This window comes from Streptosporangium sp. NPDC002607 (assembly GCF_053592655.1).
Map to the genome: position 1 here is coordinate 386814 of NZ_JBSFWD010000001.1, position 13774 is coordinate 400587.

General features: G+C 70.7%; 13 protein-coding genes. 6 read left to right on the forward strand and 7 right to left on the reverse strand.

Translation table 11 applies throughout. From position 1 onward, the window contains the following. Positions 1–3: 3 nt before the first annotated feature. Complete coding sequence (locus ACWD3H_RS01735) at positions 4–672, reverse strand: ribonuclease HII (protein ID WP_350913557.1); 669 nt, start codon at positions 670–672, stop codon at positions 4–6. A gap of 54 nt (positions 673–726) precedes the next feature. Further along, complete coding sequence (locus tag ACWD3H_RS01740) at positions 727–1662, reverse strand: LysR family transcriptional regulator (protein ID WP_451953687.1); 936 nt, start codon at positions 1660–1662, stop codon at positions 727–729. Between the two features lie 99 nt (positions 1663–1761). Here ACWD3H_RS01740 and ACWD3H_RS01745 point away from each other — a divergent pair, with 99 nt between their 5' ends. Together ACWD3H_RS01745 and ACWD3H_RS01750 are read left to right on the forward strand one after the other, a co-directional pair. Continuing rightward, entirely contained in the window at positions 1762–3042 is a 1281-nt protein-coding gene (locus ACWD3H_RS01745; RefSeq protein WP_451953688.1) for a pyridoxal phosphate-dependent aminotransferase, read from the forward strand. A 173-nt stretch (positions 3043–3215) separates the two neighbouring features. Further along, positions 3216–3860 (forward strand): GNAT family N-acetyltransferase, encoded by a 645-nt coding sequence (locus tag ACWD3H_RS01750; RefSeq protein ID WP_350952992.1) that lies wholly within the window; start codon positions 3216–3218, stop codon positions 3858–3860. A gap of 200 nt (positions 3861–4060) precedes the next feature. Here ACWD3H_RS01750 and ACWD3H_RS01755 read toward each other — a convergent pair whose 3' ends face one another. Then, positions 4061–4546, reverse strand: coding sequence for a hypothetical protein (locus ACWD3H_RS01755; RefSeq protein ID WP_451953689.1), 486 nt, complete (start codon positions 4544–4546; stop codon positions 4061–4063). Positions 4547–4849: 303 nt separating this feature from the next. Between ACWD3H_RS01755 and ACWD3H_RS01760 the strand changes: the two genes are divergently transcribed. Further along, a complete protein-coding gene (locus tag ACWD3H_RS01760; RefSeq protein WP_451953690.1) occupies positions 4850–7954 on the forward strand; it encodes an AfsR/SARP family transcriptional regulator in 3105 nt (1034 codons plus the stop codon). 313 nt (positions 7955–8267) lie between these two features. Here ACWD3H_RS01760 and ACWD3H_RS01765 read toward each other — a convergent pair whose 3' ends face one another. After that, positions 8268–9719: a DUF7059 domain-containing protein gene (locus ACWD3H_RS01765; RefSeq protein WP_451953691.1), complete on the reverse strand. Its 1452-nt coding sequence runs from the start codon at positions 9717–9719 to the stop codon at positions 8268–8270. Positions 9720–9859: 140 nt separating this feature from the next. Here ACWD3H_RS01765 and ACWD3H_RS01770 point away from each other — a divergent pair, with 140 nt between their 5' ends. Then, on the forward strand, positions 9860–10171 hold the full coding sequence (locus tag ACWD3H_RS01770) for a hypothetical protein (protein WP_350913574.1): 312 nt from the start codon (positions 9860–9862) through the stop codon (positions 10169–10171). A gap of 34 nt (positions 10172–10205) precedes the next feature. Here the strand turns inward: ACWD3H_RS01770 and ACWD3H_RS01775 are convergent, their stop codons facing one another. Both ACWD3H_RS01775 and ACWD3H_RS01780 read right to left on the reverse strand, forming a co-directional pair. Further along, entirely contained in the window at positions 10206–10802 is a 597-nt protein-coding gene (locus ACWD3H_RS01775; protein ID WP_355547589.1) for a TetR/AcrR family transcriptional regulator, read from the reverse strand. A 145-nt stretch (positions 10803–10947) separates the two neighbouring features. Beyond that, entirely contained in the window at positions 10948–11487 is a 540-nt protein-coding gene (locus ACWD3H_RS01780; RefSeq protein WP_451953692.1) for an N-acetyltransferase family protein, read from the reverse strand. Between the two features lie 88 nt (positions 11488–11575). Between ACWD3H_RS01780 and ACWD3H_RS01785 the strand changes: the two genes are divergently transcribed. After that, positions 11576–12100 carry a winged helix-turn-helix transcriptional regulator gene (locus ACWD3H_RS01785; protein ID WP_355547595.1) on the forward strand — a complete coding sequence of 175 codons (525 nt, stop codon included), beginning with the start codon at positions 11576–11578 and terminating at the stop codon, positions 12098–12100. Here the strand turns inward: ACWD3H_RS01785 and ACWD3H_RS01790 are convergent. Then, positions 12048–12701, reverse strand: a complete 654-nt coding sequence (locus ACWD3H_RS01790; protein WP_355547598.1) for a VC0807 family protein — start codon at positions 12699–12701, stop codon at positions 12048–12050. The genes ACWD3H_RS01785 and ACWD3H_RS01790 overlap by 53 nt on opposite strands. Positions 12702–12906: 205 nt before the next feature. Between ACWD3H_RS01790 and ACWD3H_RS01795 the strand changes: the two genes are divergently transcribed. Further along, on the forward strand, positions 12907–13761 hold the full coding sequence (locus ACWD3H_RS01795) for an SURF1 family cytochrome oxidase biogenesis protein (RefSeq protein ID WP_451953693.1): 855 nt from the start codon (positions 12907–12909) through the stop codon (positions 13759–13761). Positions 13762–13774: the final 13 nt, after the last annotated feature.

A 13774-nucleotide genomic window follows, 5' to 3' on the forward strand; every position in this document is an offset into this window, starting at 1 on the left:
CCGCTAGCCGAAGAGGTCGAGCTGGCCCTCACCGGCCAGTGGGTTGCGGTGCCTCTTGAGGTGGCGCCAGCGGGGCAGATCGTCCAGGTACGACCAGGACAGGCGGTGGTGCTCCGTCGGGCCGAGCTCGGCCAGGGCCGCCTGGTGGACCGGGGAGGGGTAACCCGCGTTCTCGGCGAACCCGTACTCGGAGAAGCCCAGCGAGGCCATGTAGGTGTCCCTGCGGACCTTTGCGATCACGGAGGCCGCGGCCACGGAGACACAGGACAGGTCGCCCTTGACCTCGCACCGGACCGGCCAGGGTGCGCCCAGATAGTCGTGCTTGCCGTCCAGCACGACCACGTCGGGCCGGACGGGAAGCCCGGCCAGCGCCCTCCTGGCCGCCCTGCGCAGGGCCTCGGTCATCCCGAGCGCGTCGATCTCCTCGTGGGACGCCTCGCCGTACCCGATACCGGCCGCCCAGGCGGTGATCTCGGAGACCATGGCGGCGCGGCGGGCGGGGGTGAGCAGTTTGGAATCGGTGAGACCGGCGGGCGGTTCCGACAGGTCGGTGACCACGGCGCAGACCGCCACCGGGCCCGCCCAGGCTCCGCGCCCGACCTCGTCCACCCCGGCGACCAGCTTGGCACCGCCGTCGTTCAGCAATCGCTCGAGCGCGTAGGAGGGAGGCATGCGCCGACGTTACCGGCAGGGGAGCGCGACCGCCTCCCGGTGTGCCCGAGGGCGTCATCTGGGCACGGGCTCGACCGCCTCCAGGTCGGCGGCGAGGAGCCTGGCGGCGACGTGGACGGCCCTGAGGGTGACGGAGACGGCAGGGCGGTGAACGCTGGAGGATCGGGCGACGGCGTGGACGGTCCGGCCGACCTGCGGGCCGGGCAGCCGGCGGACGACGATGCCCCGGACCCCCGCGGCCAGCGCCAGAGCGGGAACGGCCGCGATGCCGATGCCCTTGGCGACCAGGCCGATGATCGTGCTCAGTCCCTCGAACTCCCAGGGCACCGGCCGGTGGCCACCGACGTCGGCCATCAACCGGTCCACCGCCAGCCGGGAGGGCTCGCCGTCCGGGGTGGCCATCCAGGGCTCCTCCCTCAGCTCGCGCAGGTCGACGGGGATGTCGGGGGAGGCGAGCCGGTGCGTGCGCGGCACCACGAGCACCAGCGGATCGCGCAGCAGCGGGAAGACCCGCATGGTGTCCGGTTCGCGCATGCCGCCGTACCAGTCGTCGATCAGGGCGATGTCCACCTCGCCCGACTGCACCTCGCGCATCCCGCGCCCCGAGCGCCCCTGCCCCATCCGCAGGGTGATCTCGCCGTGTCGGCGGAGCGTCCTGGTCAGCGCGGGCGCGAAGGCCACCGCGGCGGTGGGGAAGGCGGTCACGGTGACCCGTCCCGCCGGGGTGACGGCCTGGGCCGACAGGTCGGACTCGGCGCTCTCCACCATGGCCAGGATGCGCTCGGCGTGCTCGACCAGGCGGCGCCCCGCGTCGGTCAGCTCCGCGCTCCTGGCGGTTCTGTCGATCAGCGCGGTCCCGGCCTGGCGCTCCAGCGCGGCCAGCTGCTGGGAGACCGCCGAGGGGCTGTAACCCAGGGATGCCGCGGTGGCGGCGATGCTGCCCCGGCGGGCGAATTCGCAGATCAGCGCGAGTCTCCGCAAATCAAGCATCAGCTTTCCTTATGCCCACCCGCGAGAACCGAAGCTTGTCCTTACGCCCCTACCTCATCAGGGTTGGGAACGTTCCGCAACGAGGGAGGGAACCTCACGATGAACGTCACCCTTTCCGCCACCCTGGCGGCCAACGAGGACATCGAGCGAAGACGGCTCGCCGGGGAGCGCGTGCTGCACCTGGCCTTCGGAGAGGCGGGGCTGCCCGTTCATCCGGCTCTGCGCGAGCGGCTGGCCGCGGCGTCCGGGCACAACGGGTACGGACCTGTCGCCGGCGCGCCGGTGCTGCGCGAGGCGGCCTCCGGCTACTGGTCGCGGCGGGGTCTGCCCACCGACCCGGAACTGGTGGTCTGCGGCCCCGGGAGCAAACCCCTGCTGTACGGCCTGCTGCTGGCGATCGGCGGCGACATCGTGCTGCCGATGCCGAGCTGGGTCAGCTACGCCGCCCAGGCCGACCTGGTCGGGGCGCGGTCCCTGCTCGTTCCCGCGCCCGATGGCGAGGGTGGGGTGCCCGACCCCGAGCGCGTGGCGGCGGCGGTCACGCACGCCCGCGCCCAGGGACGTGACGTGCGTTCGCTGCTGGTCACACTGCCCGACAACCCCAGCGGCACGCTGGCCGGGGCGCCCACGATCCGGCGGATCGCCGAGGTCGCCCGCGAGCTCGACCTCACGATCATTTCCGACGAGATCTACCGCGACCTGGTCCACTCCCCGGCCACCGGCTTTCTCAGCCCCGCCGACGTGGCCCCCGAGCGGACCGTGATCACCAGCGGGCTCAGCAAGAGCCTGGCCCTGGGCGGCTGGCGGATCGGGGTGGCCCGGCTCCCGTCCGCGGGACTGCGTGACCGGCTGCTGGCGGTCGCGAGCGAGATCTGGTCCAGCCCGGCCGCACCCGTCCAGCAGGCGGCGGCGTACGCGTACACCGAACCGCCGGAGCTCGTCGAGCGGATCGGCGAGAGCCGCAGGTTGCACGGCACGGTGGTGCGGGCGGTGCACGAGCGCCTCGTCCGCGCGGGCGTAAGGGTGGACGCGCCGCAGGGCGGCTTCTACCTCTATCCCGACTTCACCGGGCTGGACTTCGCGTCCTCCGCCGACCTGTCGGCGTATCTGCTCGACCGGCACGGCGTCGGGGTACTCCCCGGCCACGTCTTCGGCGACGACCCGGCGGCCCTGCGGGCGCGGGTGGCGACCAGCCTCCTGTACGGCGAGACGACGCGGCGTCGGCTGGCCGCGCTCGGTGCTCCCGACCCCCTGGGGCTGCCCTGGATCTCGGCCTCGCTGGACCAGTTGAGCGAGGCATTGGCCGGCCTGCGCGCCGCTCGGCGGCCACCCCGCCCGCAGGTACGCGCCCCGCTCGCCACGGCCCCCGCGACGGGGTGAGATCGCATCGCGACCCCCGCGTCGGCGACGCGCGTTCCAAGGGTGGATTTAGCACCTCTGGCCTGGTCTTTCTTACCGCGGAGAGCCCTGGGGGCGGTGCTTCTCATGATGCTCGCCAAGATGTCTCGTGTCGTTTGGCACCAGGAAGGGGAAAGAGCCCTCATTATGTGCTCATGCCCGCTTCTGTCACCCTGTCCGGGCGCCTCTTGCGCCTGGAACCGCTCAGCCTCGCGGTCGTCGACGACCTCGTCGCCGCGGCGAGTGAAGACCGTTCTACCTACGGCTTCACTCGCGTCCCCAATGGCCGGGACGAGATGGTCTCCTACGTGGAGGCCGCTCTGGCTGAGCAGGCGGAGGGCCGCACGATGCCCTTCGCCATCCGGTGGCTTCACACCGACCGCGTGGTCGGTGCCACCCGTCTCATGAACCTGGAGTACTGGCAGGGTCCCATGCCCTGGCCTCCGGGCACTCGTGGGGCGGTGGGCGATGTCCCGTCCGTGGCGGACATCGGTTACACCTGGCTCTCCGCCTCCGCGCAGGGGACCGGTGCCAACCGCGAGAGCAAGTACCTGATGCTCTCCCTCGCCTTCGAGACCTGGCAGGTCCACCGCATAACCCTCAAGGCCGACATACGGAACGTACGATCCCGGGCCGCCATCGAAGCCCTCGGCGCGCACCTCGACGGTGTGCGGCGGGCGGAGAGCCGAGGCGCCGACGACACGGTCCGAGATACCGCGTACTACTCGATCCTGAGCGACGAATGGCCGATCGTCCGAGAACGGCTGCGCGCGCGGATGGGCCTGTTCGAGGCCGCGTGAGACGCCCCTGGACAAGGGGTAACGCAAGGAGAACCAGATAAACCGACAAAAGCCATATAACGGTCAAAGCTCACTTTAACTACTTAATGGAACAAAAGGCCCGCCCGGGGCTCCGGGCGGGCCAGGTACTCGTCTGATGTCGTACGCGGGTCATGGGAGGCGTTCGTACGCCGCGCCACCGAGCGGGTCACGAGGTGGGATTACTCCTCGCCGTCGACCTCGTAGATGTAGCGCCACTTGCCGCACAGTGTCCGCTTGGCGTCGTGCTTGTCCCAGTAGCAGACCCTGACCTGCAGGTTTTCGACCTCTTCCCGAACGAAGTGGAAGGGGGTGTAACCCTGGGAGCCGCACTTGCGCGCCCAGTAGTAGCTCTCCTCGCCCTCGTGGTCCTCGACCTTGAACTGGACGTAGCCGCAGAGCCAGCCCGGCGAGTACTTGTCGTAGACCCTGCCCTGGACGTGGACGCTGTCGTCGTCCTCGGTCCAGACGCGACCCTTGGCGCTGGCGCGGGAGTCGTCGTAGTACTTGGAGTAGTAGGAGCCCCAGAACTCGTCGTAGTCGCTGGAGGCGGCCGGGCCGGCGGTGGAGGTGGCGGCCGAGGCCGGAGAGGCGAGGGCCGGAACACCGATCGCGATGACGGCGGTGGCGGCGGCGAGACCGAGGAGTTTGCTGATCGAGCGGCGCATGATGGTTCTCTCCTTGAGGGGGCGGCTCCCGACTTCCTCTAGGAGCCATGGCTCATTGATAGGCTCGCCCGCCTTCATCACGCTTACAGCGCCTTTATCCATACCTGCAATCCGCCGACATGTCGGGCATGGCCGCCCCCGTATGGGGCCATGCCCGACAGCCACAGCATTGTGGACATGACTCAACAGCCGATTAACGTGCGATCAACGGCTCGGCGAACGGACAACCCTCTACTTACTGAGTCAGCAGGGGAGGATCTATCATTTGGCCATAAAACTTCCCATCGGGCGGAGATTCAAGAAATGGCTGTTCAGGGCAGCGGAGACGGATTACGGTTCGCCGTACTCGGTCCTGTCCAGGCCTGGCGTGACGGATCCGAACTCGACCTGGGCACCCCACTGCAACGTTCCATCCTGGCGATGCTCCTGCTGAGGGAGAACCGGGCGGTGACGCCGGCCGAGATGATCGACGCGATCTGGGGGGACGACGCCCCGCCCCGCGCGCTCGGCGCCCTGCGCACCTACGTCTCCCGGCTGCGCGCGGTGCTGGAGCCGGACAGGTCCCCGCGCACCCGCCCCGAGCTGCTCACCTCCGTCGGCAGGGGGTACGCGCTGCGGCTGAACGGGATCGTCCTTGACCTGGTCCTCTTCGAGCGCGGCATCGCCGAGGCCGAGGTCGCGCGCCGCGCGGGCGACCTGGCGAAAGCCGCGGAGAGCCTGCGTGCGAGCCTGGCGCTGTGCACCGGCGAGCCACTGGCCGGAGCCGTCGGCCCCTATGCCGAACACCAGCGCGACCGGCTCACCGAGCGCCGGATGAGCGTGCTGGAAGTCCTGATGGACCTGGACCTGGAGCTGGGCAGGCACGCCGACGTGCTGTCCGAGCTGATCGCGCTGACCGCCGACCATCCGCTGCGCGAGCGACTCCGCGCCCAGCTGATGCTGGCCTACTACCGCTGCGGGCGCAGGGCGGAGGCACTGGCCGCCTTCGCCGAGACCCGCGCCACGCTGATCGAGGAACTGGGCATCGAGCCCGGCCCCGACCTGACGAGCATGCACCAGCGCATTCTCACCGACGCCCCGGCCCTCGCGCTCGTCCCTGCCGACCGACCCGCACGGCTCGCGCCCGCCGAGGCCGCACCGGCCGCCCCGGATCGGAGCCCGAAGCCGGAGCCGGAGCCGACGAGAACGTCGGGAACGCGGGGAACGCCGGTGGTCCCGGAACTGCCGCGCCCCGCGCAGCTTCCCGCCGCCGTGAACGACTTCACCGGGCGCCGTCAGATCATCGCGCGGCTGCGCACGCTGCTGTCGGCCCAGGAGGGCTCCGAGGGCGTACCCGTGGCGGCCATCTCCGGCATCGGCGGCGTGGGCAAGACGGCGCTGGCGGTGCATGTCGCCCATGCCATGCACGACCTGTTCCCCGATGGCCAGCTCTACGCCGACCTGCGCGGATACGGCGTGGAGCCGACCGCGCCCGAGTCCGTGCTGGCCGCGTTCCTGCGTGGGCTCGGCCTGCCCGCCGACGCCATCCCCGACGGCCTGGCCGAGCGTTCCGCGCTGTTCCGCTCGCTCCTGGCCGACCGGCGGATGCTCGTGCTGCTGGACAACGCCCGCGACGCCGCGCAGGTGGGCCAGCTGCTCCCCGGTTCGGCCGGGTGCGCGGCGATCGTGACCAGTCGCGGCAAACTCGCCGACCTGGCCTCGGCCCGGCTGATCGACCTGGACGTCATGGAGCCGGAGGAGGCCCTCGCGCTGTTCGGCACCGTCGCCGGCACCGAGAGGGTGGAAGCGGAACGCGCCGCCGCCATGGACGTGGTCGCCGCCTGCGGTTTCCTGCCGCTCGCGGTGCGAATCGTGGCGGCGCGCCTGGCCGCCCGGCCGTCCTGGACCGTCGCCTCCCTGGTTCCCCGGCTGGCCGACGAGCGCCGCCGCCTGGACGAGATGCGCGTGGGAGACCTCGCGGTGGAGGCGACCTTCGCCCTCGGGTACGGCCAGCTCAGTCCGGCTCAGGCCCGCGCGTTCCGGCTGCTCTCCCTGCCCGGGGGCCCGGACATCTCGATCGGGGCCGCCTCCGGGCTGCTCGCGCTGGAGGCGATGGACACCGAGGACGTCCTGGAGTCCCTGGTGGACGCCAGCCTGCTTGAGGCTCCGGCCCCTGGCCGTTACCGCTTCCACGACCTGCTCAAGCTCTTCGCCCGCCGGGTCGCGGAACGGGCCGAGAGCACGGCGGAGGGGGACGGCGGTCAGGACGGCGGGGAGCGAGGCGGGTCCGGGGTGAGCGTGGCCATCGGCGGGGAGGGCGCGGCGGCGCTGGCCCGGCTGCTCGACTTCTACCTGGCGTCCGCGCGCTCGGCGCACCGCCTCGCCTACGAGGGCAGCACGATCGCCGACCAGCTGGGGGTCACCGGTACCGGCCACGCCTTCGCCTCCGCCGACGAGGCTGTGGCCTGGCTGTCGGTGGAGGCGGAGTCGCTGTTCGCGTCGATCGCCCAGGTGACCCGCGCGAACCAGGCCGAGGCACTGCTGCCGGGGGCCGACCTGCTGCTCGCCATGGAGCCGCTGCTGGAGTCGGGGAGCCACGGCCGCGAATTCGAGAGCCGGACGCGGGAGATGCTGGCCGCGGCGCGACGGCTCGGTGCCGTCTCCAGCGAGCTGCGCTGCCGCTACGTGCTGGGCCGGGTGCTGTTCGGCACCAACCGGCTGGCCGAGGCCGAGGAGGAGTTCCGTGCCTCCCTGGAGCTGTCGGCCGGGGGCGATCGCATCGTTGTCGGCGAGGTACTGAACGCGCTGGCCGTCGTGGCCGGGCGCCGACGCCGCCACGTGGAGGCCCTGGCCTGGTTCAGCTCGGCGCGCGAGGCGTTCAGGGAGGTCGGAGCACGGGGCGGGGAGGCGCTGACACTCAGCTACTCCGCCCGCGACCACCTGTTCCTGGAGCAGCCGCAGGAGGCGATCGCCGCCGCCGAGCAGGGGCTGGCCCTGTTCATCGAGATGGGCTCCAGCGCCGGCACCGCCAGGGCCCGCTACCACCTGGGGATGATCCTGTCGCGGGTCGGCCGGTTGAACGAGGCGGTCCACCACCATGCCGAGTGCCTCGCCTTCTTCCGGGCCAGCAGGCAGCGGGTCTGGGAGCAGCGGGTCTGTTCCCGGCTGGCCGAGACCTTCATCCACGCGGGCCGCTTCACGGACGCGACCCGTCACGCGGAGCAGGCGCTTACCGTGAGCCGGGAGATCAGCCACCCGTACGGTGAGGCGCAGGCTCTGTGGGTGCTAGGCAAGGCGCTCAACGGCCTCGGCAGCACCGGCCGCGGGCGCGACTGCCTCGAACGCGCCCACGATCTGTTCAGCAGGCTCGGCGCGCCCGAGGCCGAGGATCTGCGCCTTCTGCTGGAGCGCGACCAGGTCGACAGCTGATCCAAGATCATCATAAAGATCATCGTCAAGCCGCGTCATCCAAACGTGGTTGATCACTGGCATACCCCTCGAAGTCGGTCCGCGGTCCGGAATGAGCGTGGAAGCCCGGCCGGCCGCCTGGCCCCGGGCGACGTGTAGGGGGCCCGGTCATCCGGTACGTCGCCCGCGGGCCGGCCGCCTCACTGTGGCAGCCGGCCGGACTTGGCACGGACTCTTCACCCCCCGAGTCCGTGCCCCACGCCCAGAGCTTCCCCCACCGGGTTTGACATCCGATTGACAGGCAATAGCGGCGATATCCACAGCCTGTGGAGAATCACCCTGTGGATATGTGGAAAAACCCCTCGGCAATCAGCGGACGGAGCACGGCAGGGGCCTTGGCCCGCAGGTCATCGGGGTCCTCGCCGGTGAGTTCCGCGATCGCGTCGAGCAGCGGGGCCAGTGGATAGTCACCGTCGCAGACCCCCGCGAGGGCGGCTTCCACGGTCCCGACCCGCGTGCTGCGGCACAGCCTCCCGGTCTGCCTCAGCACGATCCGCGCCGGGTCCTCGGCGCCGGGCGGTCCGCTCCGCTCCTCCAGCACTCCCTCGGCGACCGCCAGTCTGGCGCCCAGCAACTGGGCGTCGGTCAGCCGGTGCGCCGTGGTGATCGCGCCGAGCACCTCGTCCACGTATCCGCCGACCGGCAACTCCACCGGCAGGCCGTACTCCTCCACCCGCACGACCGGGTCAAGGCTCCCGGAGTCGTGCAGCGTGATCCAGCCGAAGCCGATCCCGGTGACGTTCTCGGAATCGAACCAGCCGAGCCAGTCGTCGTAGAGCTCGCGGTAGCGCGGGGTGCCCTGCTCGGCGGCGTCCCTCAGCCACAGCTCGACGTACTCGGCGGGATCCTGCACGTCACGCTGGACCGCCCAGCCGTCGCAGCCGGTCCCGGCGAGCCAGCCGCCCACCCGGTCACGCCAGTCCTCGCCGTCGACGTGCAGCCAGTTGGCCAGCAGGTGGCAGGTGCCGCCGGGTGCGAGGTGGCCCGGCGCCCGCCGTACGAGGTCGCGGCAGAAGTCGTCGGCGGGCAAGCCCGACTCCCGGTAGGTGAACCGGCCGGCCGGGGAGATCACGAACGGCGGGTTGGAGACGACCAGGTCGAAGCGTTCGCCCTCGACGGGATCGAACATGGAACCCTGCCGCGCCTCGACCCCGGTGATCCCGGACAGCGCCCAGCTCAACCGGGCCAGCTCCAGCGCGCGCGGGTTGACGTCGGTGGCCGTTATCTCCTCGGCGCGGCCGTTCAGATGGAGCACCTGGACCCCACATCCGGTACCGAGATCCAGCGCACGCCCGACCGGGCGATGTGAGGCCAGCTGGGCGAGGTTCGCCGAGGCTCCCCCCGCGCCGACGACGTGGTCCGGGCGCAGGGCGGGGTCGCCCGGCCTGACCTTTCGGTCGGAGACCAGGTAACCACCGGTCTCCCAGGGCTGCAGGTGAACCGTGGAGGTGACCCGCCCGCCCTCGACGGTCACCAGTCCCGCGGCGGCCAGTTCCTCCAGCGGGAGGCCCGCCGGTGCCCCTCGCGCCTCCACCGGGGCGCCGAGCCACCACAGCCGGATCAGGGTGCCGAGCGGGTCACCCTGGCCGGTGACGCGCAGGGCGGGCACCGTCTCCTCGCGGGAGAGCGCGGTGGCGGCGACGTCACCGAGTCGCTCGCGGACGCCGTCGATGGTGTAGCCGGTGTCGAGCAGGAGCTCTCTGAGCCGGTCCAGCAGATCGTTCACCGGGCAATCCTCGCACCGGGCACGTCCGGTTGCCCCGAGTGATGCGACTGTTACCCACCGGGGTAAGCATTCTGCAAGCGGACTTCAACCGGGAGGCGGTACTTCTTGGTAACTGCACCATCCGTTCCAAAGGATCCGTGATGCTGATCCCCTGCTTCGCCTGTGAGTCCCGTTTTCGCCCTGATGAGTATTTTCGTGCCTGCCACGACTACTGCCGAGGCAAGGATCTGGTCGCCTGGACCTGTCCGCGATGTGGCAATCAGGATGAGTTACGAGTCTTCCCCGGAGAGCTGGGGTTCGGCTACGCCAGGCGCGGCAGGTTCGACGTCTCCGACCGGGTACGCGTGCCCGGCCTGCGGCGCCGGCGTCAGGACCTGCGACTGGACATCTCGCTCGACGAGGACGTCTGGCGGGTGTCGACGCGGATGCGCCAGTTGGCGGGCACGCGCTGAGCCCGCTCCGGCCGGGCAAGAACGGTGACGGCGGTCAGGAGCCCTGCTGCCGCAGGCTCTGCCAGGCCGCCTCACAGAGGCCGCCGATCTCCTCGGAGGTGGGCTGGTGCGCCCCGGCGAACCACAGGCGGCACATCTCGGTGGCCGGTCCGAGCCAGAGCACGTAGCACATCGTCGGATGGACGGGCTGGAGCAGGCCCTCCCTCATGTGCGGGCGCCACCAGTCGGAGACCGTTCTGAAGAACGCCCTGCGCGACTCCGACACCTCGGTGCCGCCCGGCTCCTCACGCCTGGGCGGCCGCTCACTGATCAGCAGGTGGGCGCGCTCGCGATGCTCGCCACACCAGGACATGTGCAGCGCGACGATGGCCTCGATGCCCTCCCTCGCCCCCTCGTGGCGATGGAGCTCGGCGAGGAACGCGTCCTGGTACATGCGCAGGGTCTCGGCGTACAGGACGCCGAAGACATGTTCCTTGCTGGCGAAGTGGTGATAGAAGCTGCCGACGCTGACGCCGCTCTCCTCACGGAGGCTGGCCAGCGTGGTGGCCGAGACACCATCTTGGCTGAATCGTCGTAGGGCGCCCTCGACGATCCTGGTGCGGCCGTCGCGTCCGTTCTTGGCAGTCTTCACGACTCCAATGGTGAGGCACCAGAACCTTATTCCGCAAACTGTGCGGGAAACAGCTTGGACCACGCCGATCATACCGCCTTGATCGCGACACCGCGCCACCACCCCGGAGGCCCCGCCCACATGCCCGCGTCCCGGCGCGGGGCCCTCAGCGCAGGATTCTCGCGGTCACCTCCACCGTGCCGCAGGAGGCGCGCATGGTCGCCTCAGGCCACATCTTGCGGATCATCGCCAGCACCGTGCGGTTGTCTCCGAGCACGTCCATCCCCACCGTCCCGGCCCCCCGGACCGCCGCGCGGCGCATCAGCGCACGGACGAGCCGGGAGCCGAGCCCCACTCCCTGCCACTCGTCGCCCACCACCACGGCGATCTCGACGTCGGTCACCTCTCCTTCTCTCCGGTAGCTCATCGCGTGCCCGACGACGAGGTCCCCGTGTACCGCGAGCAGCGCGTCGCACCGTTGTTCGTCCACCGCCAGGAGCGCCCTGACGAAGCCCGCGCCGGGACGGCTCACCCCGGTGAAGAACCGCCGTGCCTGCGTCCGGGGCGACAGCCCCCCGAGGAAGCGACGGACCCGTTCCTCGTCATCCGGCCGCGCGGGCCGGATCTCGACGGCCTCCGGCATGGCGTCCACGGGCACGGGCGGCGCCGAGGCCTGGCACGGCGACGCCAGCTGAGTTCGCATCATGGACTCAGATTCTCGCGAGAGAGCTGAGTATGTCAAGTAGACTTAGATGAGCGTTGGAGGTGGCGCCATGGCGACTTACGATTCGCACATGAGTGAGGCGGCTCCCGGCAACCTGCCCCTGCGGCCGGAGAACTGTTCCATCGAGCGTGCCCTCGGCATCGTCGGCGAGAAGTGGACGTTCCTGGTGCTGCGCGAGGCGTTCAGCGGGGTACGGCGCTTCGCCGACATGCAGGCCGCCACGGGAGCACCCAGGCAGGTGCTCAGCGCCAGGCTGGCCCGTCTCGTGGAGGAGGGGCTGCTGCGCAAGGTGCCCTACCGCGAACCCGGGCAACGGCAGCGCGACGAATACCGGCTGACCCAGATGGGTCTCGACCTCTACCCGACCCTGGTGGCCCTGATGCGGTGGGGCGACAGGTATCTCAGCGACCACGAGGGGCCGCCGACACTCCTCACCCACCGTGGCTGCGGCGCTCCGATCGAGCAGCACTTCCGCTGCGCAGAGGGGCACGAGGTGTCCGGCCCGAGAGAGGTCACCCCGCTTCCCGGCCCCGGCATGCGCCTCAGCCCTCCAGCCCCCGCGTCTCCAGCCCCCGCAGGCAGTGCCGGAGGCTGAGCACCGAGATCAGTGCCGCACCGCCGAGCAGCACCGCGACCGCCGAGGTGCGCACCAGAAGGTAGGTCTCCAGAGTCTGGCTGAGCAGCAGCCACAGGCTCAGCGCCGCGTTCAGCAGTTGCGCGCAACCCCACAGCACCGACTGCGACACGAAGAAACGGCGCATCCGCGGGTGCTCCGTCACCTGGTCGGGCAGCGGCACGAGATCGGCCACCACCCGCCGGATCAGCGGCCGCCGCAACGGCGCGGTGAGCAGGAAACCCATGCTCACGCAGAACACCCCGAGGCAGGGCTGGAGGAAGAACACGATGGGGTTGCCCGTCGCCACGGTCAGCACCACCCTGACGGTGATCGTGCCCGCCGCCAGCATGAGCGTGCCGGGCGCCTCACTCCGCCTGACCAGTCGCCAGGCGACCCCGCCGTAGACCCAGAGCGCCGCCACCGCGAGCGCGACGTGCGAGTTGGTGAAGATCAGTGCGACGTAGAAGACGAGAACGGGAAGCATCATGCTCTCGAACACCCTGGGGGCGGCATGCCGCAGCAGAGCGCCGAGACGGGGGAGTGCGATCGGAGCCGTGGGAGCGGGCATGAGCACAGTCATCAGGAGCAGGCTCCGAGGGTGGTGGAACGTCCCGGGGGATATTTCAGCCGACCATATGCGATGTCCGAAGTGTCCATGAATTTTTCCATGACATCCGGCGATCGCGCGGTTCCGGGCACCTTACTACGCCCGCAGGCACCCCCCGCCACTCCCAAACGCGCACTCGGAGGACGGGGCGGCACTCCCGGTGCCTACTCTTGAGAGCGTGTACCGGTTTCTGCTGACTCCCCGATGGCTGGCTCTGCACGTGGTGGTGTTGCTGGTCATCCCCGCTTTCGTGCTGCTGGGCCAGTGGCAGTTCGGGCGTTTCACGGAAAGATCCACCAGCAGCGACCAGATCACCCGCAACCTCGCCACCGCCCCCGTCTCCGCGGAAGAGCTGACCTCGCCCGGCGGCACCGTCTCCGTGCAGGACAAATACCGCCCCGTCACGGTCGACGGCAGGTACGACGCGGACGCCCAGCTCCTGGTCAGGCGCCGCACCCAGAACAAGGTGGTCGGCTTCTACGTGCTGACCCCGCTGATCTCCCCGAACGGCACCGGTGTGCTGGTGAACCGGGGCTGGGTCAAGGCGGGTGCCACGGCCGACGCCCTCCCCGAGGTCCCCGCCCCGTCCTCGGGTGAGGTAACTGTCACCGGCAGGCTACGGCCCACCGAGACCGAGGAGACCTCGGGCATCCGGGACCGAGCGGGCCTGCCCACGGGCCAGGTCCTGCTGATCAACACCGAGGCGATCGGCAGCCGCCTGCCGTACCGGCTTCTCGGCGGGTACGTCGAGTTGACCGGGCAGTCGCCCGCGGCCACCACCGCGCCGGAACCCGTCCCGGCGCCGGACGTCGGCGGGGGAGGCGGGCTCAACCTGGCGTACGGCGTGCAGTGGTGGCTGTTCATCGGGATCGCGATCGGCGGCTGGGCACTGCTGATCCGCAGGGAGGCCGCCGACCTCAGGGCCGCGGCCACCGCCGCGCCGGCCACGACCGGCGGTCCAGAACCCGGCGACCCCGCCGAACTCCCGGACGCCCCCGAGCGGACCGCACCGGCTGAGCGGGCCGGCACCTGACGAAGACCGCCTG

What these genes read in the sequence shown, in the direction of transcription:
- ACWD3H_RS01750 (WP_350952992.1), top strand. Translation starts at nt 3,216, where the DNA reads ATGCCCGCTTCTGTCACCCTGTCCGGGCGCCTCTTGCGCCTGGAACCG.
- ACWD3H_RS01790 (WP_355547598.1), bottom strand. Translation starts at nt 12,701, where the DNA reads ATGACTGTGCTCATGCCCGCTCCCACGGCTCCGATCGCACTCCCCCGT.
- ACWD3H_RS01755 (WP_451953689.1), bottom strand. Translation starts at nt 4,546, where the DNA reads ATGCGCCGCTCGATCAGCAAACTCCTCGGTCTCGCCGCCGCCACCGCC.
- ACWD3H_RS01745 (WP_451953688.1), top strand. Translation starts at nt 1,762, where the DNA reads ATGAACGTCACCCTTTCCGCCACCCTGGCGGCCAACGAGGACATCGAG.
- ACWD3H_RS01785 (WP_355547595.1), top strand. Translation starts at nt 11,576, where the DNA reads ATGAGTGAGGCGGCTCCCGGCAACCTGCCCCTGCGGCCGGAGAACTGT.
- ACWD3H_RS01760 (WP_451953690.1), top strand. Translation starts at nt 4,850, where the DNA reads ATGGCTGTTCAGGGCAGCGGAGACGGATTACGGTTCGCCGTACTCGGT.
- ACWD3H_RS01780 (WP_451953692.1), bottom strand. Translation starts at nt 11,487, where the DNA reads ATGATGCGAACTCAGCTGGCGTCGCCGTGCCAGGCCTCGGCGCCGCCC.
- ACWD3H_RS01740 (WP_451953687.1), bottom strand. Translation starts at nt 1,662, where the DNA reads ATGCTTGATTTGCGGAGACTCGCGCTGATCTGCGAATTCGCCCGCCGG.
- ACWD3H_RS01735 (WP_350913557.1), bottom strand. Translation starts at nt 672, where the DNA reads ATGCCTCCCTCCTACGCGCTCGAGCGATTGCTGAACGACGGCGGTGCC.
- ACWD3H_RS01770 (WP_350913574.1), top strand. Translation starts at nt 9,860, where the DNA reads ATGCTGATCCCCTGCTTCGCCTGTGAGTCCCGTTTTCGCCCTGATGAG.